This is a genomic window from Bradyrhizobium tropiciagri (assembly GCF_018130545.1).
Classification (GTDB): domain Bacteria; phylum Pseudomonadota; class Alphaproteobacteria; order Rhizobiales; family Xanthobacteraceae; genus Bradyrhizobium; species Bradyrhizobium tropiciagri_A.
The window spans coordinates 1,113,884-1,137,413 of the sequence record NZ_JAFCKF010000001.1; the positions used below are offsets into that span (position 1 = coordinate 1,113,884).

The window sequence follows — 23,530 nt, forward strand, 5'->3', positions numbered from 1 at the left end:
CGGGCTTGCCGCAAGCCCGGGGTGATCCCGTAGAACGCGCGCCCAATCGAACGGAGGAGTGCGCGATGCGGGAACATGATGTGGTGATTGCCGGCGGTGGACCGACCGGGTTGATGCTGGCTTGCGAGCTGATGCTGGGTGGGATCGACGTTGCGATCGTCGAGCGGCGCGCGAGCCAGGAACTTGCAGGCTCGCGCGCTGGCGGATTGCACGCGCGCACCCTCGAGGTGCTCGACCAGCGCGGCATCGTGGATCGCTTCGTCTCGGAAGGGCAGCGCCATCCGGTCGTGCACGTCCACCCGATACCGCTCGATCTCAGCGACTTTCCCACCCGGCACAATTACACGCTCGCGCTGTGGCAAAACCATATCGAGCGCATCCTGGCCGAATGGGCCGGCGAGCTCGGCGTGCCGATCTATCGCGGGCATGACGTGACCGGTTTTACGCAAGATGACAGCGGCGTCGATGTCGTGCTGTCCGACGGCGATCCGCTGCGGGCACAGTATCTCGTCGGCTGCGATGGCGGACGCAGCCTGGTGCGCAAGACGGCCGGCATCGATTTCCCCGGCTTCGATCCGACCACCAGCTGGCTGATCGCGGAGGTGCAGATGGCGGAGGAGCCGCCCCTCGGCTTTCGCCACGATGCCGTCGGGATCCACGGGATCGGTAAAATAGAGGACGGTCGCGGTATGCGGCTGGTGCTGACCGAGCGGCAGTTGCAGTCCGCCGAACCTGGCTTGAATGATGTGCGCGAGGCGCTCATCGCGATCTATGGCTCCGACTTCGGCATCCACAGTCCCGGCTGGATCTCACGCTTCACCGATATGACCCGTCAGGCAGACGCCTATCGCGAGCGGCGCGTGCTGCTCGCCGGCGACGCCGCGCATGTGCACCCGCCGATGGGCGGACAGGGCCTCAACATCGGCGTGCAGGACGCGGTCAATCTTGGATGGAAGCTGGCGCAGGTGATCAAGGGAATCGCGCCGGACAGTCTGCTCGACAGCTACCACACCGAGCGCCACCCGATCGGCGCCCGGGTGCTGCGCAATACGATGGCGCAGGTCGCGCTGCGCCGCACCGACGACCGCTCCAAGGCGCTGGATGAATTCGTGCGCGAACTGCTCGGCATGGACGAGCCGCGCAAGCGCTTTGCCGCGATCCTGTCCGGCCTAGACGTTCGATACGATTTCGGCGATGGCCATCCACTGCTCGGACGCCGGCTGCCCGATCTCGATCTCGTCGCCGCCGGCGGCCCGATGCAGGCCTTCACGCTGCTGCACCTGGCGCGTCCGGTGCTGCTCAATTTCGGCGAGCCCGGCAGCATCGACATCGCGGGATGGGCCGACCGGGTTCAGCTGGTCGACGCCGCGTATGGCGGCGAATGGGAGCTTCCCGCGATTGGCATTGTTGCGGCCCCGACCGCGGTGCTGGTCCGGCCCGACGGTTACGTGGCCTGGGTCGGAGAGCAAACGCAGGCGGGGCTCACTGAGGCGCTGACGCAATGGTTCGGCGCCCCCGCCTAGCAAGTGCGCCCTACCCCGCCGGCTGGAACGAGTCCGCGCGCGCCATCGCCCAGGCGTCGCGGAAGCGGGGATCCTGGGTGCCTTCGAGCAGTTCGCCCGGGCGCAGCGTCGGATAGAGCTGTGCGAAGGTGCGGACGTCGGTGGTCGAGGTCCGCTGCGAGAAGTGGATCGGGCGCAGCTCCTTGGTGTGCTCGAGGCCGGCGGCGGCGAGCAGCTCGGTCAGCGCGTGCAGGGTCGAGTGGTGATAGTTGTACACGCGCTCGATCTTGTCCGGCACGTAGAGCGCGCGGTTGCGGATCGGATCCTGCGAGGTGACGCCGGTCGGGCAGCGATCAGTGTGGCAGCTCAGCGACTGGATGCAGCCGAGCGCGAACATGAAGCCGCGCGCCGAATTGCACCAGTCAGCCCCGATCGCCATCGCGCGCGCCATGTCGAACGCGGTCGCGATCTTGCCGGAGGCGCCGATCTTGATGCGATCGCGCGCGCCGATGCCGATCAGCGCGTTATGGACGAAATTGACGCCCTCGCGCATCGGCATGCCCAGATGATCCATGAACTCGAGCGGCGCCGCGCCGGTGCCGCCTTCATTGCCGTCGACCACGATGAAGTCGGGATACAGCCCGCTCTCCTTCATCGCCTTGCAGATCGCGAGGAACTCCCAGGGATGGCCGATGCACATCTTGAAGCCGGCCGGCTTGCCGCCGGACAGTTTTCGCATGTTCGCGACGAATTCCATCATCTGGATCGGCGTCGAGAACGCCTTGTGATAGGCCGGCGAGATGCAGTCCTCGCCCATCGGCACGCCGCGGATCTTGGAAATCTCCTCGGAGACCTTCGCCGCCGGCAGCACGCCGCCATGGCCGGGCTTGGCGCCCTGGCTGATCTTGAGCTCGACCATCTTGATCTGGTCGTCGCCCGCGACGCTGGCGAACAGCTCCGGGTTGAAGGTGCCGTCGCGGTTGCGGCAGCCGAAATAGCCGGAGCCGACCTCCCAGATGATATCGCCGCCCATCTCGCGGTGATAGGGGCTGACGCCGCCTTCGCCGGTGTCGTGGGCGAAGCCGCCCTTCTTGGCGCCGGCATTGAGCGCTCGCACCGCGTTCGGGCTGAGCGCGCCGAAACTCATCGCCGAGATGTTGAAGACCGAGGCCGAATACGGTCTGGCGCAATCGGGGCCGCCGATGGTGATGCGGAATTTCTCATCGGCTTTCGGCTTCGGCGCCACCGAGTGGTGCATCCACTCATAGCCTTCGCGATAGACATCCTCCTGGGTGCCGAACGGCCGCTTGTCGAGCACCATCTTGGCGCGCTGATAGACCACCGCGCGGGTGTCGCGCGAGAATGGCATGCCGTCCTTCTCGCTCTCGAAGAAATACTGCCGCATCTCTGGGCGGATTTCCTCGAGCAGGAAGCGAACATGCGCCGAGATCGGGTAGTTGCGCAGCACCGCATGATTCTTCTGCGTCAGGTCGCGGATGCCGAGGAACGTCAGCGCGCCGAAGATGACCAGCGGGATCAGGACGATCTTGAAGACCTTATGGTCGAAAATTCCAACCAGCAGCAGCAGCGTGGTGACGACGGCGCAGATCGTCAGCACGATGAAGCGCGGCGAGAACGGAAGCAGCATCGTATCCATCAGAATCCCCTCCGGTCTGCCCTGACTACCCTGTCGATCGTGAGCCTAATCCAACTCGCGGAACAAGTGCACTACGGTTATACGGCCGAGCAGTCACAGATGTGACAACCGCCCGGATGGGCGGGTGCCGCGGTCCGTCAAATTGAAACGAAGTCGCCTTTTGCAGTGCAACGAAGAAGAACGCGGTGTCTGCACTCCCTCTCCCGCTTGCGGGCAGGGCTATCGCACATAGCCTGCCTCCGCATCGGAGCACTGCCAAAACATTGAAAACAACCCCATGCAAAGTAGCCGGCGGCGTTCCGGCATTCGACATGGCGACTTGACATGTCGGGCAAATCGGCGGCATTATTCTATTATCCAGAAAATATGCAGACGCGCCGCGCGTGGGACGTGGCCGTAGCCATATGCGACTGCCCTGCGCCTGCGGGGGAGAGCTGAAAAGGTGGAGCGCCGCCGCCTCAATGGTCGTGCGGCTGCAATTCGTGCGGGATGTGGCCCGGCCTCAGGCCGTCGCTGGCAAGCCACGCATTGGTGGTGTCCAGCGCGCGGGCGATGTGATCGGAGGTCCGCGAGAAATCGTAGGGCGAACCGACCAGCGGGCAAAGCGGCGGCACCACGAAATACTCGACGTCGGGCCCGATATTCTCGAGCTCGTTGACGAGCTGTCGCGCGATCAACAGCGTCAGCGCATGCAGCGCGTTGGCTAGCGCGCCGACCGGCGGCGCCTGGTTGGCGCAGGCATGCCCGGTCGGCAGCACGATCAGGCGTTTTGCCCCGTGCTTCACGGCAACCCGGACCGGCGTGTTGCTGGAGATCGCGCCATCGGCGAGGTAGTGATCGCGGTAATGCACCGGCGTGAACGCGCCGGGGATCGCGGTCGATGCGACGATCGCCTCTGCCGCCGAGCCTTCCGACAGCACCACGCTGTCGCCGCTGATGATGTCGGTGGTGACGATGTGGATCGGGATCCGCGCATCCTCGAGATTGCGGAACGGGATGTAGTCGTCGATCAGCCTGCGCACGCCGTCATGCGGGATCAGGAAATCGCGCCGCCACAGGAAGCTCACCAGCGTCCGCCAGGTCACCGGAAACACGTCCTGCCGGTTCAGTCCGCGCCAGATCTCGGCGAGCCGCGCCACGCCCGCGACCGTCGGGTCGCCGGCATAGAAGGCGCCATTCAGGGCGCCGACGCTGGAGCCGACCACCATGTCGGCCATGACGCCATGCCCGGCCAGCGCCTGCAACATGCCGACCTGGACCGCACCAAAGCTGCCGCCGCCGGCAAACACAAAGGCGGTCTTCGGTGCATCCGGATCGGTGATGGACAAGGTGCTGCTCCCTGATCGCCGCGTTCGGGAAACGGCGCGCGGCGTTGCGGAGGGTTATAGCAGCGAGGGAATGGACGGCGCCACATACACCGATGTCGTCCTGGCCTAGTGCGCAATTGCGCACTAGGCCAGGACGACAACCTTAACGCTCGACAGCCTCAGCGCTCGACGAACGCCTTCTCGATCACGAAGTGACCGGGGGTGTTGCCGCTGCCTTCCTTGAAGCCGCGGGTCTCGAACAGCTGCTTCAGCTCGTCCAGCATCGCCGGGCTGCCGCACATCATGATGCGGTCGGTCTCGATATCGAGCGGGCCCTGATGCAGGTCGGTGAACAGCTGGTTGGAGGTGATCAGGTCGGTGATGCGGCCGCGGTTGCGGAACGGCTCGCGCGTCACGGTCGGATAGTACGACAGCTTCTCGGACAGCAGCGGCCCGAACAGCTCGTCGTCACGCAGCTTGGCGACCAGCTCCTCGCCATAGGCGAGCTCGGAGACCTGGCGGCAGCCATGCACCAGCAGGATCTGGTCGTAGCGATCGTAGACCTCGGGGTCCTTGATCAGGCTGGCGAACGGCGCGAGACCGGTGCCGGTCGACAACAGCATCAGCCGCTTGCCGGGAATCAGATTGTCGGTGATCAGCGTGCCGGTGGCCTTGCGGCCGACCAGGATGGTGTCACCCTCGCGGATCTTCTGCAGCTTGGAGGTGAGCGGACCGTCCTGCACCTTGATCGAGAAGAACTCGAGCTCTTCCTCGTGATTGGCGCTCGCCATCGAATAGGCGCGCAGCAGCGGCCGGCCGTCGACCTCGAGGCCGATCATGGCAAACTGCCCATTCTGGAAGCGGAAACCGGAATCGCGGGTCGCCCGGAAGCTGAAAAGCGTATCGGTCCAGTGCTGAACGGAAAGAACCTTCTCTCGATAGAACGCGCTCATGTGTTTTCGTTTTCTCGACTGACCAGATTTAGAATGATTTGATTTCTAGACTGCTCGCGACGGCGCAGAAGTGGCCGAAATCATTGAAGATCTCGCGTGTCCATCGCGCTTGCGCATGAGATAGTCAAGATCAACTGGCGTGCAATTGCGATCTCAGAATGGCAGTCGTTCGATTTCGCGCAGGGGTTCAACCACGACATCGTTAACACGTGGCGCTGCACGTAATTTACTTGCTGAGATCGATGCCGATCTGGCAATTAATTGCTACGGAAACCGCGGTGAAGGGAAAATGATCTCGTGGTCCTGATCAGCCAGCGAATCTTCCTGGAAACCATCAAAAAATATTGTTTGGCGCACGAAATCGCGATCGAGGTGCGGTCCGGTGGCTGGCTGGTCATCATGACCAGGGATACCACGCGGCGGCTCGCGATCGGTTACGACGTCGGGCTGAACAGCGCGGTCGCGCATCAGGTCGCCAACGACAAATCGGCCTGCGCGGACGTGCTGGCTCTGGCCGGTGTCGCCGCGATTCCGCACACGCTGTTTCTCGGCGCCAAGCTCAGCAAGCATATCCCGGGATCGGACTCGCTGGAGGCGATGCAGCGTCTCCTCGACCAGAATCCGCACGGGCTCGTCGTCAAACCGAATGAGGGGACATCCGGCGAGTTCGTCATCCGCGTGACGACGCGGGCCCAGCTCGAGACCGCGGTCGCGCGCATTCTTGCCGCGCATCCAAGTCTTGCGATCTCGCCCTATGTCGAGATCGCCGACGAGGTGCGCGTCGTGTTGCTCGATGCGCGCGCGCTGATCGTCTACGGCAAGACGCGCCCGTCGGTGGTCGGCGACGGCGTCCAGTCGTTGCGCGCGCTGGCGCAGGCGAGCGCAACGGCAGAGCAACTCAAGACCATCACCGAAGATTTCGACGCCGCAGCGCTCGACGCCATTCCCCTCGCCGGGGAGCGGCGGCTGCTGAACTGGCGGCACAACCTCGATGCCGGCGCGGAGCCCGTGCTGCTCGCTGATGGCGCAACGCGCGACGCCTGCGTCGCGCTCGCGATCAGCGCCGCGCAGGCCACAGGCATCCGCTTCGCATCGATCGACGTCGTGTGCGCTGACGGCGCGTGGCAGGTCCTCGAGGTCAATTCGGGAGTGAAGATGGAGGCGCTGGGCCGTCACCATCCCGCACTGGTCGAGGCGGCATATTCGGCCGCGCTGGACGCTTTGTTCACGTAGGCGGCGCGCCGCGCACTCCCCCTGCGGCCCGATCATTCCCGCAGGTGCTCCTTTTCGTAGGCTGCGACGATCAATTCCGATTGCTCGATCTGTGCCGTGAGACGGTCGATCTCGGCCTGTGTTTCGGGAAAGACCTCGGCACCCGCTGTATTTCCGGATTGCAGCTCCGCGATCAGCTCACGATTCTTGCTGATCTGCTCGCGATGCCAATCGATTTCGGGATCCTCTTGCATGGCGCTCCGATCCGCGAGACCTACGACGCCAGCTCGCGCAGCAGGACGGGTGGATAAACCGGCTTCTCGAAAAACTTGACGCCGTCAGGCAGCGCGCCGGCCGGAGGCTGGCCGGAGGCTGGCCGGAGATCACCAGGACGCGCACCGCTGGGTCGCAATTGACTGCCAGATGCGCAAGCTCGATCCCGTCCATCTTGCCCGTGAGCTTGATGTCGGTGACAACAAGCGACGGGTGACACCGCTTGATCGCCAGCACGGCTGTCTCTGCGTCTTCGCACTGGATGACGTCAAAATGACCTTGCTCCAGCAACAGCGCGATCATGTCGCGCTGGATGATATCGTCTTCGACCACCACCGCAGTTTTGCGATTCGACCTCGCGTAACCCTTTGCGTAAACCATGGCTCCCTCCAAACTGGCTCCCGCTAAACGATCAACCACGGTCAACGATTGAAGAGGCCGATGGTTCGGGTTCCGAACTCAGCGACCGCTGGTTCCGGCAGACCTTTGCAAGTTCCAACCGGAACAACTTTCGAGGTGTCGGAGTCATCGATAGTGACGAGCCGAACGGCTCGGACCTGCGGAAAGGACGTCGAGCCAGGAGGCAAATTGCATGAAGAACGCCGTGCATTCGGATCAGGATTTTCGCGAAGCCTATGGGGCCGATGCTGCACCCAGCCCGCCGGGCTTTCAGTCGTCGCCGCGACTGGTTGAAGACGAGGTTCGCGAACAACGCGCCAACGTCATGCGTTTCAAGACGATGGAGCAAGAGACGACCGATCCGCTCGGCGCCCGGCTGTTGCACGACATCATTTCCGACATGGAAGCGGAGCTATCGCAGGTGGTCGATCGAATTGTCGCGGAGCGGCATTAGCCGGCGAAGCGACGAGTTCTCAGATCCCAACATAGAACTTTGCCTGCCGATGATGCCCAAGCGATCGCGGCGCGTGGAAACTCGAAGCAAGATCCCGCCGGATCGATGGAGCGTTGATGGGGGCTGTTGTCGGGCGCGCGATCTTCCAGGTCATGGTTGTGCTCGCGGCGGTCGGCATCGTTGCCCTCGCCTGCATGGCGGTGCAAGGCAGCTAGCACCGACGCGACGCTGCGTGAGTGTTCCCCGTCATTTTGATCCATTGCGCGGCTTGCTCATCCCGCGCCCAAGGGAGTACGATCTACGCATTAATCGATCCGGATCCAGATTATGCGCAAAATTCTTTTGAGTGTCCTCGCCGCCGCGGCGTTCGCCGCCGCCTTCAATCCTCCGGCCGCCCACGCCGTGTTCTGGCGCGGCGTCACGGCCCCGACCAATATCGATATCCACGGCTACCCGATCATCAAGGAGCCGCCTCCGAGCACATGCCAATTGATCCATGTGAATGGATATTGGGTCCGGCAGTGCCTGGATGTGTCGCGTCGCTATTGGCGATGAACGACGCTGCGACCGCGTGCGCCGTCGTCAGGCGATCCGCGCCAGCGCCGGAGCGCTGTCCTGATCCGCCGCCGGCGCGACGTCGCCGCGATGGGTGAGCCCGCGGAAGGTCTCGATCCTGGCCGGCGCGCCAAGCAGGTAACCCTGCATTTCGTCGCAGAGTTCGTCGCGCAGGAACTGCAATTCTTCGTTCGACTCGACGCCTTCCGCGAGCACCGGCAGGCCGAGCCCCCGTCCGATGCCGAGCACGGCGCGCACGATCGTGGCGGCCTGCTCGTTGGTATCGACCGATTTGATGAACGAGCCGTCGATCTTGATCTTGTCGAACGGAAACGCACGCAGATTCGATAGCGACGAATAGCCGGTCCCGAAATCGTCCATGGCGATGCGCACGCCGAATCCCTTGACCCGCCGCAGCGTCGCCAGCGCGCGGTTGAAATCGCGAACCAGCGCCGTCTCGGTGATTTCAATTTCGAGCCGGCGTGGCGAAAGCCCGGTCTCCAGCAGTATCTTGTGCACGTCCTGCACGAAATTGCTGTTGTAGAGCTGCACGCCGGAGACGTTGACGGCAACCGTCAGCGGATGCGTCCAGTTCGCCGCCTCCCGGCACGCCGTCCTCATCACCCAGTCGCCGATCTCCAGGATGGAGCCGGACTCCTCGGCGATCGGGATGAAGACCGCCGGCGAGATGTCGCCGCGCGTCGGATGCTTCCAGCGCAGCAGCGCCTCGAAGCCGGTCACGGCGCCGGTGCGAATGTCCTTTTGCGGCTGGTAGACCAGCCGCAACTCATCACGACCGATCGCGTGGCGCAGATCGTGCTCGATCATGCGCCGCTCGCGGACATCGGAGCCCATCTTCGCCTCGAAGAAGCGATAGGTGGAGCGGCCTTCGGTCTTGGCGCGATAAAGCGCGGTGTCGGCGTGGACCAGCAAGGCCTCGCGTTCCGAGGCGTCATCGGGACAGATCGCGATGCCGATGCTGCTCGAAATGCTCTCCACTTCCGGCATGATATCCTTGCGGCGCAAGGCATCGAGGATGGCTTCGGCCAGATGGCTCACCGCGGAGGGACTGGCCTGCGGCACCAGGATGGCGAATTCGTCACCGCCCAGCCGGGCCATCATGTGCCGCTCGCCGAGCACCGCGGTCACGCGCGACGCCACCGCTTGCAGCACCTTGTCGCCCGCGGCATGACCGAACAGGTCGTTGACCTCCTTGAATCGGTCGAGGTCGAGGCAGAGCACCGCGAGCTTCTCGCTCTTGGCGAGCGCGATTCCGACTTCCTGATCCATCCGCGCGTTGAAGTGACTGCGATTTGGCAACGACGTCAGCGCATCATGGTGCGCCAGGTAACGAATATGCCGCTCCGCCTCGCGGCGCGCCCGCAGATCGCGAACGGCAATGACGTGATGCGGCCGCCCGGCAAAATCGAGCGATCGCATGATCAGCTCGACCGGGATCGTCGAACCGTCGGTGTGATGCAAATTGGTCTCGATCGGCTTGTGCGGATCGGCGACGATCCTGGCGAGCGCGATCCGGTCGGGAAAGCAGGTTGCGAGCCGGCAACCGACGAGTTGCTCGGAGGCGGCGCCCGCCAGATGCACGAAGCTGTCATTGACGGTCACGATCAGGTCGCCGTCACAGACCAGCAGCCCCTCGACGGCGCCGTTGGCAAGGCCGCGCATGCGATCGGCCTCGATCTCCATCCGACGCCGTTCGCGCAGATCGAGCGCGCTGCCGGTCAGCGCGAGCAGGATGATGACGAAGCTCGCGACGCCGACGGCACCGGCAAGCCATTCGGCCGGGAGCGCCGAGCGCGACACATGGATCGTCGGGTCGGGAATGATCGATACCGCGCCCATCGCCGTGAAGTGGTGGCTGCAGATCGCGAGCGTCAGCAGCAGGGCGCCCACAGCCTTCCACTTTTCAGACCGGTCATGGAGACCGGCGGGCAATGCGGCGGCGCCGATCACCGCACCGATCACAATCGAGGCGGCGACGAGCGTTCGATCCCAGAGGATGATTCCGGCGATCTCGAAGGCGGCCATGCCGGTGTAATGCATCGCTGCGATGCCACCGGCGACGATTGCGCCGCCCAGCGCCGGTCCGAACCGCCAACTCGGCCGCATCGCAACTGCCAGTCCCACGCCGGTGAGCACGATGGCCGCGACCAGCGAGAGGAAGGTCAGCTTGATGTTGTAGCCGCTCGGAATTCCGGGCGCGAAGGCCAGCATTGCGATGAAGTGCGTGGCCCAGATGCCAAAGCCGGTGGACACGGCCGACACCACCAGCCAGACGCCACGCATTTGACCGACCGAACTGCGCGCATGACGCAGCAGGTTGATGGCTGCATAGGACGCGAGGCTACAGACGACGGCGGCCAGCCCGACGAGCCACAGATCGTGCTCGGTCGCGATGCAATTGTAGACCTTGAACATCCGATCACTACCGCAATTTTATGGACCCATAACGGGCCGTTATGGCCCACGATAGGCGGCAGCGTGTTAGGAGTGGTAAATCCCCGTAAAAGACCGGGGTTTGGTGCTTAACATGGTAAATAATCGCCGACGGACCTGACGGTCGCAGCCCCGCGGCGGCGGCGTCCAGGGCGGCGGTCCGTTCGTCTCGAGCAAGGGCGTCGCCTGCGCCGGCACCCGAAAACCAGCGATCAACCAACCATCCATGTTCGGGGGCGGCGCCGCGGCCATCGTCCTGGCCGAGACCAGGACGGTGGCGATGAGGATTAGCGCCAAGGTTAGTTCGATCCGCCCGGCGAATCGTCGAGCGCCTTGAAGGCATCTTCGAGCTGCGGTGACAGCGCGACGTTGAGCTTCTCGCCGGTCGGCAGGCGGGCGACGAACCACTTGTTGTAGAGCGGGATGATGTCGCGGTTCGAGGCGAGCTTGCGGAAGGCGCGCTCGACCACGTCCTTCATCTGCGGCTCGCCCTTGCGGTACATGATGCCGTAGGGATCGTAGGACAGATAGTCGCCGATGACACGGAATTTGTCCTGCGACTTGTGCCGCGCGATCAGGCCATAGAGCAGGATGTCGTCGGTCGCGAACGCATCCGCCTTGCCGTCCACCAGCATCTGGTAGGACTGCTCATGGTCGCCTGCGGTGACGATGTTGAGGCCGAGCTGTTGCTTGGCGTCGACATTGTGCATCGCCTGCTCGTTGGTGGTGCCCTTGGTCACCACCACCGTCTTGCCCTTCAAATCGGCGACCTGGTTGACGCCTGAGGCTTTCGGCACCATCAGCTTGGTGCCGGCCACGAACATCAGCGGCGAGAACGCGACCTGCTTGCCGCGCTCCGCATTCGCCGTGGTCGACCCGCATTCGAGATCGATCTTCTTGTCGACGACCGCCGGGATGCGGTCGTCGGAGGTGACCTTGACGTAGTCGATCTTGAGATTGGCGTCGTCGACCTCGACCCCGATCTCATCGACGATCGCATCGCACAGCTCGAGGCTGTAGCCGATCGGCCGGTTGGAGTGATCGAGGAACGAGAACGGCGGCGAACTCTCGCGATAGCCGATCCGCACCGTGTGCGTGGCCTTGATGTTGGCGAGCGTGGGGCTGAGCCCCTCGCCCGCCGGCTGTGCGGACACCGCACCAGTGAGCAGGCTTGCCGCCAGCAGACATGCTGACAGCAGACATGTCGAGGCGTGGGGCCCCTCAGCCCGTATCAGCCTCCAGCGGGCGCGATGCATGCATCCCTCCCGTCAATGGCCGGCCATCACGGCACCGGGCACCGCATCCTGCGGCACCGCGTCGTCGGGCCCGAGCTCGTGCTCGGCCTTCAGCTCGCCCTCCCACTTCGCGACCACCGCGGTCGCCAGCGAGTTGCCGATCACGTTGGTGGCGCTGCGACCCATGTCGAGGAAGGTGTCGATCCCCATGATCATCAGCAGCCCGGCCTCGGGAATGCCGAACTGGCCGAGCGTCGAGGCGATCACGACGAGGGAGGCGCGCGGCACGCCGGCGACGCCCTTCGAGGTGATCATCAAGGTCGCCAGCATCGCGAACTGCGTGCCGAGCGACATCTCGATATGGTAGGTCTGCGCGATGAAGATGCTCGCGAAGGTGCAGTACATCATCGTGCCGTCGAGATTGAAGGAATAGCCGAGCGGCAGCACGAAGGCCGAGATCCGCGAGGAGGCGCCGAACCTGTTCAGCCCCTCCAGCGTCTTCGGGTAGGCCGCCTCCGAGGAGGCGGTCGAGAACGCGATCATCAAGGGCTCGCGGATCAGCCGCAGCAGATGACTGTAGCGCGGCCCGATCACGATGAAGCCGACCATCACCAGGATGCCCCACAGGATCAGCAGCGACAGGTAGAAGCCGCCCATGAACACGATCAGCTTCCAGAGCACGCCGAGGCCGTTCTTCGAGACGGTTGCCATGATGGCGGCCCACACCGCGATCGGCGCGAACAACATCACGTAACCGGTGACCTTGAGCATGATGTGCGCGAGGTCGTCGATCAGGCTCATGATCGGCTTGGCCCGCTCAGGCATCGCGCCGAGCGCCACCGCGAAGAACACCGCGAACACCACGATCTGCAGGATTTCGTTCTGCGCCATCGCATCCGCGATCGAGGTCGGGATCAGATGGGTCAGGAATTTCTCGATCGAGAAGGCCGAGACCGGCAGGCCGGTGGACTGCGCCTTGTCGGGGAGCGTGCCGGGGAAGTTGGCGCCGGGCTGCAGCAGATTGACCATCACGAGGCCGAGCAGCAGCGAGACGAAGGAGGCGGAGACGAACCAGCCCATGGTCTTGGCGAAGATGCGCCCGAGCTTGGCGCCCGAGCCCATATGGGCAATGCCGCCGACCAGGGTGGCGAACACCAGTGGCGCGATGATCATCTTGATCAGGCGCAGGAACAGCATCGCGATCAGGTTGACATCTGCTGCGATCTCGGCACGGCTATCAGGCAGATAGTTGAAGACCAGCGTCCCCATCGCGATGCCAAGGACCATCGCAATCAGGATGTACTGCGTAAACCTGTTCGACATTCTCTTACCCCCGTAAGTTCCCGGCGAAGGGTAAGTGTGGCAGATTTACGCAGCTACGCAACACGCTTCGCGTCCCGCGGGACTTTGCCGAAACGTTCCCGTTGTGGAATGCCAGCGCGCAGACTAGCGTTCATGCAGCGCACAATCTGTGCAATGAACTGCGCACGCGGCAGCCAACTGCATTCGAAACGACCAACGCGAGGGGGAGACTTCCATGAACGACACCGTCAATCGCCAGATCCTGCTTGTTGAAAAGCCGACCGGCAAGCTTGGCCCCGAGCATTTCCGCCTGACCAAGGGCACGGTGCCCGCGCCGAAGGACGGCGAGGCGCTGGTGCGGACGCGCTACATCTCGCTCGACGCGGCGAACCGCGCCTGGATGCACGGCGCCACCTACCGCGCTGCGGTGGAGGCCAACACCGTGATGGCCGGCGGCAGCATCGCAGAGGTGGTGTCGTCGAATGACCCCAGCCTGAAGCCGGGCGACATCGTGTTCGGCGACACCGGGTGGCAGGACTATGCCGCGGTTCCTGCCAAGCATCTGACCAAGATGCCGAAGCTCGAGCCGATGACGCATCTGCTCAGCGTCTACGGCATCGCGGGGCTGACCGCCTATTTCGGCCTGCTGCATGTCGGCAAGCCCAAAGAGGGTGAGACCGTGGTGGTGTCGGCCGCTGCCGGCTCGGTCGGCTCGATCGTCGGCCAGATCGCCAAGATCAAGGGCTGCCGCGTCGTCGGCATCGCCGGCGGCAAGGACAAGTGCCACTGGCTGACCTCAGAGCTCGGCTTCGATGCCGCGGTCGACTACAAGGATGGCGCCACCTACAAGGCGCTGCGCGCAGCGGCACCGAAGGGCATCGACGTCTATTTCGACAATGTCGGCGGCGACATCCTGGAAGCCTGCCTGGCGCAGATGAACAACCGCGGCCGCATCGCCTGCTGCGGCGCCATCTCGCAATATGACGGCGTGCCCTCCGCGCACGGCCCGCGCGGCGTGCCCGGCCTGATCGTGGTGAAGCGGCTCGTCATGCAGGGCTTCATCGTGATGGACTATATGGACCAGAGCCAGGCGGCCCTCGCCGACCTGCAATCCTGGGTCTCCTCCGGCAAGCTCAAGGTGCAGGAGGACGTCATCGCCGGTATCGAGAACACGCCACAGGCGCTGATCGGCCTGCTCGCCGGCGAGAACCGCGGCAAGCGCATGGTGAAGGTGTAGCGGCAAGCACGGCGCCATCCCCGTCATCCTGAGGAGCGCGTAGCGCGTCTCGAAGGATGCACGGCCCGGCTGGTGGCCGTCGACCCTTCGAGACGGCCGCTTCGCGGCCTCCTCAGGGTGACGGGGATAGATATTGGTGCGCGGACTTAATGCACCGTGCCCGGCGCCTCCGCTGCCGGCTGCGGCGCCGCGGTCTTGCCCTTCTTCGCCTTGCGCCAGTTCTCGAAGCTTTGCACCACGACGAAGAACGCCGGCACGAACAGCACCGCGAGGCAGGTCGAGGCGATCATGCCTGAAAACACGGTGATGCCGATCGACTTGCGGGCGTTGGCGCCGGCGCCGGTCGCCAGCACCAGCGGCAGCACGCCGAGGATGAAGGCAAAGGACGTCATCAGGATCGGCCGGAATCTCGCACGCGCGGCGTCGATCGCCGACTCCAGCACCGGCTTGCCGTCGCGGACGTGATGCTCCAGCGCGACCTCGACGATCAGGATCGCGTTCTTGGCCGACAGCGCGATCAGCAGGATGGTGCCGATCTGGGTGTAGAGGTTGTTCTCGATGCGCAGACTCAGTAGCACCAGCGTCGGACCGAGCAACGATAGCGGCACCGCCAGGATCACCGAGATCGGCGCGTACCAGCTCTCATATTGCCCGGCGAGCACGAGGTAGACCAGGAGCAGCGCCAGCGCGAACACATAGTAGATCTGGCCGCCGACTTCCTTCTCCTGGTACGACATCGCCGTCCACTCGAAGCCCGAGCCCGGCGGCAGCGTCTTGGCCGCGGTCTCCTCCATCAGTGTCATCGACTGACCGGACGAGTAGCCCTGCGCCGGCAGGCCGATGACGGAAGCGGACGGATAGAGGTTGTACAGGCTGATCAGCGACGGGCCGACCGACGGCGTGATTTTGGCCACGGTGCCGAGCGGGATCATGTCTCCGTTGCTGTTGCGCACCATCATGTTTTCGATGTCGCGCAGCGACAAGCGATACTGTGCCTCAGCCTGGGTGTAGACCTGGAAGGTGCGGCCGAACTTGGTGAACTGGTTGACGTAGCTCGCGCCAACATAGGACGACAGCGCGGCGAAGATCTGGTCGGGGGTGACGTGCAGGGTCTGCGTCTTGATCCGATCGACCTCGACATCGAATTGCGGCACCGTCGAGCGGAACGACGACTGCACCCGCTGCAGCGCGCTCTGGGTCTGGGCGTTGGCCACGATCGCCCCGGTAATCGCCTGCAGCTTACCGTAGTCGGCATTGCCGTCGCGCAGCTCGACCTGCATGGCAAAGCCGGCGGCATTGCCGATGCCCTGGATCGGCGGCGGCGGGATCACCAGGATGCGCGCCTCCGGGATCACGGCGAGCTTGTCGTTGAGCCCGTAGACCAGCGAACGTAGATCCTCGCCCGGCCCGCGCGCGCTCCAGTCCTTCAGGATCAGGTAGGCCACACCGGCATTGGCGAGGCTCGAGGAGTTGTCGAGCGCCGAGATGCCGGCGATCGAGACCACCTGGTCGACACCCGGCGTCTTGCCGGCGATCTTGGTGACCTCGTCGAGCACGTGCTGGGTGCGATCAAGCGCTGCGCCATCGGGCAGCTGCACCGCGGCGAGCAGATAGCCCTGGTCCTCGATCGGGATGAAGCCGGTCGGCACCCGCGACAGGCCGTAGCCGGCGAGCCCAATGATGACGAGCGCAATGGCGACCGAGGTCTTGGCGTGCCCGGCGATGCCGCCGACCACGCGCGTATAGCCGCGCTCCAGCCGGTCATAGACCGCGTTGAAGCCGCGATAGAAGAAGTTGCGTTGTTCGGGCGGCGCCGGGGGACGCAGCCACAGCGCGCATTGCGTCGGCTTCAGGGTCGCGGCATTGACCGCGCTGAGCAGCGCGGTCGCGGCGATCACTAGCGCGAATTGGGCGTACATCCGCCCGGTGAGTCCAGGCAGGAAGGCCGCCGGCAGAAACACCGAGATCAGCACCAGCGTGATGCCGACGATCGGCGCGAACAATTCGTCCATCGCCTTGATCGCGGCATCGTGACCGTTCATGCCGCGCTCGATATTATGCGCCGCGCCCTCGACCACCACGATGGCGTCGTCGACCACGATGCCGATCGCGAGCACGATCGCAAACAGCGTCGAGAGGTTGATGGTGAAGCCGAGGGCCGCCATGCCGGCGAACGCGCCGATGATCGTGACCGGCACCGTGGTCGCCGGTACCAGCATCGCCCGCCAGTCCTGCAGGAACACCAGGATCACGACCAGCACCAGCAGGCCGGCCTCGATCAGCGTCTTGTAGACCTCCTCGATCGAGGCATTGACGAATTTGGTGGTGTCGAACGGCGTGTCGTATCTGATGTCCTGCGGAAACTGCTTGGCCAGCTCCGTCATCTTCTTCTCGACGGCCTTCTCGACCTGCAGCGCGTTGGCGCCCGGCGACTGGAACACGCCGATGCCGGTTGCCGGCTTCTGGTTCAGCGAGAAGATTTGGCTGTAGGTCTGGGCGCCGAGCTCGACCCAGCCGACGTCGCGGACCCGGGTGACATCGCCGACAGTGCCTGATTTGACGACGATGTCCTCGAACTGGCTCTTGTCGTCGAGTCGGCCGTTGACGTTCAGCGTGTACTGGAACGCCTGCCCGGCCGGCGTCGGCGGCGCGCCGACCTGGCCGGCGGTGACCTGCTGGCTCTGCTGCTGGATCGCCTGGATGACGTCTTGCGGCACCAGCCCGCGCGCCTGCAGCTTGTTCGGATCGAGCCAGACCCGCATCGAATACTGCCCGGCGCCGAACACCGTGACGTTGCCGACGCCTGGCAGGCGCGACAGCTCGTCGCGGATGTTGATGGTGGCGTAGTTCGACAGGAACAGGCTGTCATAGGTCTTGTTCGGCGAGGTCAGCGTCACGAACAGCAGGATCGAGGTCGATTTCTTCTGCACCGTGACGCCCTGGTTCTGCACCGCGGACGGCAGTTGCGCCAGCGCAGAGGAGACCCGGTTCTGCACCAGCACCTGCGCGAAGTTGAGATCGGTGCCGATCTTGAAGGTCACCGTCAGCGTATAGGTGCCGTCGGCGCCGCTGTAGGACTGCATGTACAGCATGTCCTCGACGCCGTTGACCTGCTGCTCGATCGGCAGCGCCACGGTGTCGACCACCGTCTTGGCCGAGGCGCCGGGATAGCGCGTCGTTACCTGCACCGTCGGAGGTACCACGTCGGGATACTGCGCGACCGCGAGATTATACAGCGCCACGCCGCCGATCAGGATCATCAGGATCGCGATGACGTTGGAAAGGACCGGGCGCTCGATGAAGAATTTCGAGATCATGGCGCGCCCCTCATTTGGCCGGTGCCGGCGTCGCGTCGCCCTTCTGCATCTGCGGATCGACCTTCTGCCCGGGGATCGCACGCAACAATCCGGCAGTCACGACGCGGTCATCGGCCTTCAGTCCGCTCTCGATGACGCGCAGCCCCTCGTCGAGCTGACCGGTCGTCACCTTGCGCTGCTCGACCACATTGTCGGCATTGACGACCAGGACGTAGCGGCCGCTCTGGTCACTGCCGATCGCAACGTCGGGCACCAACAGCGCGTTGTCCTGCTTGGTGAAGGGCACACGAACGCGAACGTAGAAGCCGGGCAGCAGCACGCGATCGGGATTGGGTATCAAGCCACGAACCGCCAGTGTTCCGGTCGACTGGTTGAGCGTCGGAGACGCGTAATCGAGATTGCCTTTGTGCGGATAGCCGGTCTCGGTCTGCAGGCCGACCTCGACTGGCAATGACTTGAGATCGTTCGCGGTCATGCCGCGCCTGCGGGCCTCGTCCCGCACCCGCTGCACGTCCGCTTCGTTGACGTTGAAGTTCACGTAGATCGGGTCGAGCTGCACGATGGTGGCAAGCTGGGTGGGCGACGCCACGCCGACCAGTTCGCCGATCGAGACCAGATGGTTGCTGACGATGCCATCGAACGGCGCCGCCACGTTGGTGTAGCCGTAATTAACCACGGCAATCTTGGTGTTAACCTGGGCCTGCTGCAGATTGGATTGGGCGTTGTCCCGCGTCGAGGTCGAGGTTTCCAGCGTCGCTTGCGAGACCGCCTGGCGCTGCACCAGATCCTGCTGCCGCTTGAAATCGGACTCGGCCTGCTTCACCGTCGCCTGCGCGCCGACCTCGGCGGCCTGCGCCTGTTCGAGCTTCAGCTTGTAGGTCTCCGGCTCGATCGTGAACAGGGTGGTCCCCTGCTTCACGAAGGAGCCATCCTGATAATTGATCGACTGCAGGAAGCCCTGCACGCGCGCGACCAGATCAACGGTCTTGATCGGTGCGGTGTTGCCAGTGGCATCCAGATAACGTGTGATGGCGCGCTGCACCGGCGGCGCAACTTCGACCTTGGGCGGCGGCGGTGCAACAAAACTATTTTGCTCGCAGGCACTTAAACTGACAAAGGCGGATATGATGAACGCGATGCGCGTGAGCGGCGCATTTCGCAGCCGCACAAAATTGCTCTGACTGAAATGTGCCGATGCGCGCGCATGCCTCATTTCCGAGCCTCGATTCAAATGGCTTAATTCAAAGACGTCGTGGCGAGCAAAAAATCCGCCTGCGTGATCCATAGCAACAATCTGCTTGCAGCGGAACTCGAAAGCGAAAATGATGTCGCTCGCGAAGGTTGTTAGAGCAAGATTTTTCAGAACGTCGTTCAGTTGAGCCGGAAAGCTTCGGCGCAACGAGAGGATTTATTCAGATGAACAATGCGTTGACACGAGCAACGAAGCTTTCCGCATGGCTTGGGCTTGCGGCATTCATCAGCACTGCGCCGGCACTGTCGCAGGCGCCGAGCCAGGCGCAACGCGACGCCATCAAGTCGCAATGCCGCAACGACTACATCGCACATTGCTCCAGCGTTCCGCCGGGCGGCGAAGCCTCACTGCAATGCCTGCAGAAGAACATGGCAAGCCTTGCGCCGGGCTGCGCCAGCGCGGTGAAGGCGGTGGAAGCACCGGCCGCCGCGCCTGCGGCAGCCAAGACCGACGCGGCACCCGCCGCAACGGCGGCCAAGCCCGCCGCAGAGGCCGCGGCACCAAAGGCCGCTGGGGCGCCGTCCAGCGCGCAGGTCTCAGCGATCCGCAGCGCATGCCGCTCCGACTATCCCAAGGTCTGTGCGGGCGTGCCGACCGGCGGCGCACCGGCGCTGCAATGCCTGGAGAAGAACAAGGGCAAGCTGTCGCCGGCCTGCGAGAAGGCCGTGGCGGCTGCCGGCGGCGGCGCCGCGCCGGAGGCAGGCGCTGCGGCGACCGCTGCACCGGCCGCCGCGCCAGCGGCTGCGCCCGCCGCGATCATGCTGCGGCCGCTGCGCCCCCGCGAAGAGCTGTTCGTGCTGCGCTCGGCCTGCGGCGCGGACGTCCGCTCGATCTGCGGCGGCGTCCAGCCCGGCGGCGGGCGGATCGTGCAATGCCTGGCAACGAATGCCGGCTCGCTCTCGCCGGCGTGCCGCGAGGTACTGGCGCCGTTCGCGGCGCGGTAATGCCGTTGTCACGCGACTGACCAAAAAAGGAAGCAAAAAATGCTGCGTATCGTCCTGACCGCCGCGCTGCTGTGCGGCTCGACTGCCGTCTACGCCCAGGAGCTGACCAACGCACAGCGCGACGCCTGCATGGGCGACTACCAGAAGTTCTGCAAGAGCGTGACGCCCGGCGGCGGGCGCATCATCGCCTGTCTCGCCAAGGAGAGCGACAAGCTGACGCCGGCCTGCAAGAAGGTGCTGGCGGAAGCGGAAAAGAAATAGCCGCGCTGACGGCGAGACGACATGTGCCCGGCCGATGGCCGGGCGCGGAGCCCCAGCACCTTGTTGTCACCCACAGGCCAACCAACCTCACTCCGGGAGAGGGAATAACATGCGTTCATTATTGCTGATCGCTGCGGCCCTGCTGTCCTTTGCCGCGACCATGACCTTTGAGTCCTCCGACGCCAACGCCGTCGTCTGCGGGCGCGGCCCCTATCGCGCCGGATGCGCCGGCTATCGCGGCGCAGTCGTCGTCCGCAGGCCGCCCGTCGTCGCCTGCCGCTGGATATGGGTCGACGGCGTCAAGGTCCGCCGCTGCTACTGAGCTTTTCGGCCCCGCGCGGATAATCGCCGCGCATTTTCCCTCTGGCGTTCCCGCCAGAGGGAGACTAGTCTGGACCCAAATTGTAAGTACACTGTCAATCTGGGAGGCAGACGTTGCGGATCGCCGTGATTGGCGGAGGGCCCGGCGGGCTCTATTTCGCCTATCTCTGGAAGAAGCGTCATCCTGACGCCGAGATCGACCTGTTCGAGCAGAACGCGGCCGGAGCCACATGGGGCTTCGGCGTGGTGTTCTCCGAGCAGGCGTTGGACTTCCTGCGCGCCGACGACCCCGAGACGGTCGACGCCATCACCCCGAAGATGGAGAGCTGGAAGAACATTACCCTCAACCTGCGCGGCGAGAGCGTCGAGATCGACGGCGTCGGGTTCTCCTCGATCGGCCGGCTCAAGCTGCTGACGATCCTGCAGGAGCGCGTGCGCAGCACGGGCATCACGCCGCGCTTCGACACCGTCGTGCAATCCGTCGACGAACTCAAGGGCTACGACCTGATCGTCGCAGCCGACGGGCTGAACTCGATGGTCCGCCGCGGCTTCGAGACCGCATTCGGCGCGTCGGTCTCACATTCTTCCAACAAATTTGCCTGGTACGGCACCACAAAGCCCTTCGCAACGCTGTCGCAGACCTTTGTGGCGACCGAGCGCGGCAGCTTCAATGCCCATCACTATCGCTATGCGAAGGACATGAGCACCTTCCTGGTCGAGTGCGACGCGGTGACTTGGGACGCTTACGGCTTCGCCGACAAGACGATCGAGCAATCGCAGGCGATCTGCGAAGACGTCTTCGCTGCGACGCTGGACGGCCACCGGCTGATCTCGAACAAATCGGTGTGGCGCAATTTTCCGTGGATCTGGAACGAGCGCTGGTCGCACGGCAACATGGTGCTGATCGGCGACGCGCTGCATTCGGCGCATTTCTCGATCGGCTCGGGCACGCGGCTCGCGATCGAGGATGCGATCGCACTGACCAAGGCGCTGGAGAGCGAGAACGGCATCGCCCCTGCCCTTGCCCGCTACGAGAGCGAGCGCAAGCCGATCGTGAAGAAGCTCGTCACCGCGGCGCGCACCAGCGCCGACTGGTACGAGCATTTCCCCGCGCATATGCAGCGCGACCTGATGGATTTCGCCTACAGCTACATCACCCGCTCCGGCCGGATCGACGACGCGCGGCTGCGCGCGATGTCGCCGGCCTTCATGGCCCGTTACGAAGCCGCAAAGGGACAATCATGACCGGGATCGCCGACCAGGTTCCGCAGGACAATCCCGGTGCGCGCGAGATCGGCTTTACGATCCCCGAGCGTTACAATGCGAGCCGGATCCTGTTCGACAATCTCGGCAACGGTAATGCCGAACGCCTGGCGCTGACCGGCCCGGCCGGTACGCGGACCTACCGCAAGCTCTGCGCTGACGCGGCGCGCTGGGGCCATGCCTTGCTGTCGCTCGGACTGAAACGCGGCGACCGCGTGCTGCTGTTCCTCGACGACACGCCGGCCTATCCGGCGGCGTTCTTCGGCGCGGTGCGGGCCGGTTTCGTGCCGCTGCTCATCAACACCCTGACCACGCCGGAGCTGCTGCAATTCTACCTGTCCGATGCCGGCGCGCAGGTCGCGGTCACCGATGCGGAGTTCTGCTCGCGCTTCAATACGGAAGCCTGCAAGGATACGCCGCTGCGCACGCTGGTCGTGGTCAACGGCGCCACAGGTGATCACGCGGTGGCCGAGACGCGCAATGCCGGCGAATGGCTGCGGGGCTTCCCAACTGAGCTCGACGCGGCCGACACAAACCGCAACGAGATGGCGTTCTGGATGTATTCGTCAGGCTCGACCGGGCGTCCCAAGGGCATCGTGCATCTGCAGCACGACATGGCCTATAGCGAGCAGGCCTTTGCCCGTAGCGTGCTGCAGCTCAAGCCCGGCGACATCTGCTTCTCGGTGCCGAAAATCTTCTTCGCATACGGCTTCGGCAATTCGATCACGTTTCCGTTCTCGGTCGGCGCCGCGACGCTGCTGCTGCCGGGCCAGCCGAAGCCGGCCGCGATCTTTGCGGCGATCGGGCAGTATCGCCCGACCGTTTTCTTCGGCCTGCCGACGCTCTACATCTCACTGACCAAGGCCGAAGGCGCGGACGCCGCCGATTTCTCCTCGCTGCGGATGGCGGTCTCGGCCGCCGAGGTGCTGTCGGCCGAGGTCTTCAATGGCTGGAAGCAGCTGACCGGGCTCGAGATCATCGAAGGCCTCGGCTCGACCGAGGTGCTGCACGTTTATCTCAGCAACCGCGCGGAGCGGAAGAAGCTCGGCGCCGCGGGCCTGCGCGTGCCCGGCTATGAGGTCATGCTGCGCGACAGCGACGGCCGCGAGGTCGGCGACAATGAGGAAGGCATTTTGTGGGTGCGCGGCGATTCCGCGACGCCGCTATACTGGAATCGGCCGGACAAGACCGCCGAGACCGTGCGCGAGGACGGCTGGATCTACACCGGCGACCGCTTCATGCGCGACAGCGACGGCTTCCACTTCTTCCGCGGCCGCGCCGACGACCTGATCAAGATCTCCGGCCAGTGGGTCTACCCGCTGGAGGTCGAACTCTGCCTCGCCGATCACCCCGATGTCCGCGAATGCGCCGTCTACGCCGCCGAGCTGCCGGACCGACGCATGACGCTGCGGGCGGTGGTGGTGATGAACAAGGCCGGCTTCGACAGCGATGAGGCGACGCGGCGGCTACAGGATTACGTCAAGACGAAGCTGCTGCCGTACAAATATCCGCGCGAGGTAAAATTCATCGACGAGCTGCCGAAGACCGGCACGGGGAAGATCGACCGGCAGGCGGTGATGCGGATGTGAGTGGTGCATGCGCCTGCGCGACGCAGTCGCCTCACATTCAGTG

20 protein-coding genes are annotated in these 23,530 nt (G+C 64.4%); 10 read left to right on the forward strand and 10 right to left on the reverse strand.

Annotated elements, in window-relative coordinates; all coding sequences use genetic code 11:
* The first annotated feature begins 65 nt into the window (after positions 1 to 65).
* Positions 66 to 1,523 carry an FAD-dependent monooxygenase gene (locus tag JQ616_RS05420; protein ID WP_212012784.1) on the forward strand — a complete coding sequence of 486 codons (1,458 nt, stop codon included), beginning with the start codon at positions 66 to 68 and terminating at the stop codon, positions 1,521 to 1,523.
* Positions 1,524 to 1,533: 10 nt separating this feature from the next.
* Here JQ616_RS05420 and JQ616_RS05425 read toward each other — a convergent pair whose 3' ends face one another.
* The 3 genes from JQ616_RS05425 to JQ616_RS05435 form a co-directional block, all read right to left on the reverse strand.
* Complete coding sequence (locus JQ616_RS05425) at positions 1,534 to 3,159, reverse strand: FMN-binding glutamate synthase family protein (RefSeq protein WP_212012786.1); 1,626 nt, start codon at positions 3,157 to 3,159, stop codon at positions 1,534 to 1,536.
* A gap of 458 nt (positions 3,160 to 3,617) precedes the next feature.
* A complete protein-coding gene (locus JQ616_RS05430) occupies positions 3,618 to 4,487 on the reverse strand; it encodes a patatin-like phospholipase family protein (RefSeq protein WP_212012788.1) in 870 nt (289 codons plus the stop codon).
* Between the two features lie 158 nt (positions 4,488 to 4,645).
* On the reverse strand, positions 4,646 to 5,419 hold the full coding sequence (locus tag JQ616_RS05435) for a ferredoxin--NADP reductase (RefSeq protein WP_092119813.1): 774 nt from the start codon (positions 5,417 to 5,419) through the stop codon (positions 4,646 to 4,648).
* A 297-nt stretch (positions 5,420 to 5,716) separates the two neighbouring features.
* On the opposite strand from JQ616_RS05435, the gene JQ616_RS05440 reads away from it, so the two are divergent.
* Positions 5,717 to 6,652, forward strand: coding sequence for an ATP-grasp domain-containing protein (locus JQ616_RS05440; protein WP_212012790.1), 936 nt, complete (start codon positions 5,717 to 5,719; stop codon positions 6,650 to 6,652).
* A 32-nt stretch (positions 6,653 to 6,684) separates the two neighbouring features.
* Here JQ616_RS05440 and JQ616_RS05445 read toward each other — a convergent pair whose 3' ends face one another.
* Both JQ616_RS05445 and JQ616_RS05450 read right to left on the reverse strand, forming a co-directional pair.
* Entirely contained in the window at positions 6,685 to 6,885 is a 201-nt protein-coding gene (locus tag JQ616_RS05445) for a hypothetical protein (RefSeq protein WP_212012792.1), read from the reverse strand.
* Positions 6,830 to 7,285: a response regulator transcription factor gene (locus tag JQ616_RS05450; protein WP_349629960.1), complete on the reverse strand. Its 456-nt coding sequence runs from the start codon at positions 7,283 to 7,285 to the stop codon at positions 6,830 to 6,832. Before JQ616_RS05450 ends, JQ616_RS05445 begins: the two co-directional genes overlap by 56 nt.
* Before the next feature lie 211 nt (positions 7,286 to 7,496).
* On the opposite strand from JQ616_RS05450, the gene JQ616_RS05455 reads away from it, so the two are divergent.
* Positions 7,497 to 7,757, forward strand: coding sequence for a hypothetical protein (locus JQ616_RS05455; protein WP_212013175.1), 261 nt, complete (start codon positions 7,497 to 7,499; stop codon positions 7,755 to 7,757).
* Positions 7,758 to 8,084: 327 nt separating this feature from the next.
* Entirely contained in the window at positions 8,085 to 8,312 is a 228-nt protein-coding gene (locus tag JQ616_RS05460) for a hypothetical protein (RefSeq protein WP_212012794.1), read from the forward strand.
* 27 nt (positions 8,313 to 8,339) lie between these two features.
* Here JQ616_RS05460 and JQ616_RS05465 read toward each other — a convergent pair whose 3' ends face one another.
* From JQ616_RS05465 to JQ616_RS05475, 3 genes are all read right to left on the reverse strand, one after another.
* Positions 8,340 to 10,748: a bifunctional diguanylate cyclase/phosphodiesterase gene (locus JQ616_RS05465; RefSeq protein WP_212012796.1), complete on the reverse strand. Its 2,409-nt coding sequence runs from the start codon at positions 10,746 to 10,748 to the stop codon at positions 8,340 to 8,342.
* A gap of 317 nt (positions 10,749 to 11,065) precedes the next feature.
* Complete coding sequence (locus JQ616_RS05470) at positions 11,066 to 12,022, reverse strand: amino acid ABC transporter substrate-binding protein (RefSeq protein WP_212012798.1); 957 nt, start codon at positions 12,020 to 12,022, stop codon at positions 11,066 to 11,068.
* A gap of 12 nt (positions 12,023 to 12,034) precedes the next feature.
* Entirely contained in the window at positions 12,035 to 13,324 is a 1,290-nt protein-coding gene (locus tag JQ616_RS05475; RefSeq protein ID WP_212012800.1) for a dicarboxylate/amino acid:cation symporter, read from the reverse strand.
* 214 nt (positions 13,325 to 13,538) lie between these two features.
* Between JQ616_RS05475 and JQ616_RS05480 the strand changes: the two genes are divergently transcribed.
* Positions 13,539 to 14,540: an NADP-dependent oxidoreductase gene (locus tag JQ616_RS05480; RefSeq protein WP_212012801.1), complete on the forward strand. Its 1,002-nt coding sequence runs from the start codon at positions 13,539 to 13,541 to the stop codon at positions 14,538 to 14,540.
* A gap of 146 nt (positions 14,541 to 14,686) precedes the next feature.
* On the opposite strand, the gene JQ616_RS05485 is transcribed toward JQ616_RS05480, so the two are convergent.
* Positions 14,687 to 17,857, reverse strand: a complete 3,171-nt coding sequence (locus JQ616_RS05485) for an efflux RND transporter permease subunit (protein ID WP_212012802.1) — start codon at positions 17,855 to 17,857, stop codon at positions 14,687 to 14,689.
* A gap of 10 nt (positions 17,858 to 17,867) precedes the next feature.
* Complete coding sequence (locus tag JQ616_RS05490; protein ID WP_349629966.1) at positions 17,868 to 19,025, reverse strand: efflux RND transporter periplasmic adaptor subunit; 1,158 nt, start codon at positions 19,023 to 19,025, stop codon at positions 17,868 to 17,870.
* A 248-nt stretch (positions 19,026 to 19,273) separates the two neighbouring features.
* Here JQ616_RS05490 and JQ616_RS05495 point away from each other — a divergent pair, with 248 nt between their 5' ends.
* The 5 genes from JQ616_RS05495 (at position 19,274) to JQ616_RS05515 (ending at position 23,487) form a co-directional block, all read left to right on the forward strand.
* Positions 19,274 to 20,053, forward strand: a complete 780-nt coding sequence (locus tag JQ616_RS05495; protein ID WP_212012803.1) for a cysteine rich repeat-containing protein — start codon at positions 19,274 to 19,276, stop codon at positions 20,051 to 20,053.
* Positions 20,054 to 20,092: 39 nt separating this feature from the next.
* Positions 20,093 to 20,314: a cysteine rich repeat-containing protein gene (locus JQ616_RS05500; RefSeq protein ID WP_212012804.1), complete on the forward strand. Its 222-nt coding sequence runs from the start codon at positions 20,093 to 20,095 to the stop codon at positions 20,312 to 20,314.
* Positions 20,315 to 20,423: 109 nt separating this feature from the next.
* Positions 20,424 to 20,636 (forward strand): hypothetical protein, encoded by a 213-nt coding sequence (locus JQ616_RS05505; protein ID WP_212012805.1) that lies wholly within the window; start codon positions 20,424 to 20,426, stop codon positions 20,634 to 20,636.
* Positions 20,637 to 20,749: 113 nt separating this feature from the next.
* Positions 20,750 to 21,880 (forward strand): FAD-dependent monooxygenase, encoded by a 1,131-nt coding sequence (locus JQ616_RS05510; protein ID WP_212012806.1) that lies wholly within the window; start codon positions 20,750 to 20,752, stop codon positions 21,878 to 21,880.
* Complete coding sequence (locus tag JQ616_RS05515) at positions 21,877 to 23,487, forward strand: benzoate-CoA ligase family protein (RefSeq protein ID WP_249136403.1); 1,611 nt, start codon at positions 21,877 to 21,879, stop codon at positions 23,485 to 23,487. Before JQ616_RS05510 ends, JQ616_RS05515 begins: the two co-directional genes overlap by 4 nt.
* The last annotated feature ends 43 nt before the right edge of the window (positions 23,488 to 23,530 follow it).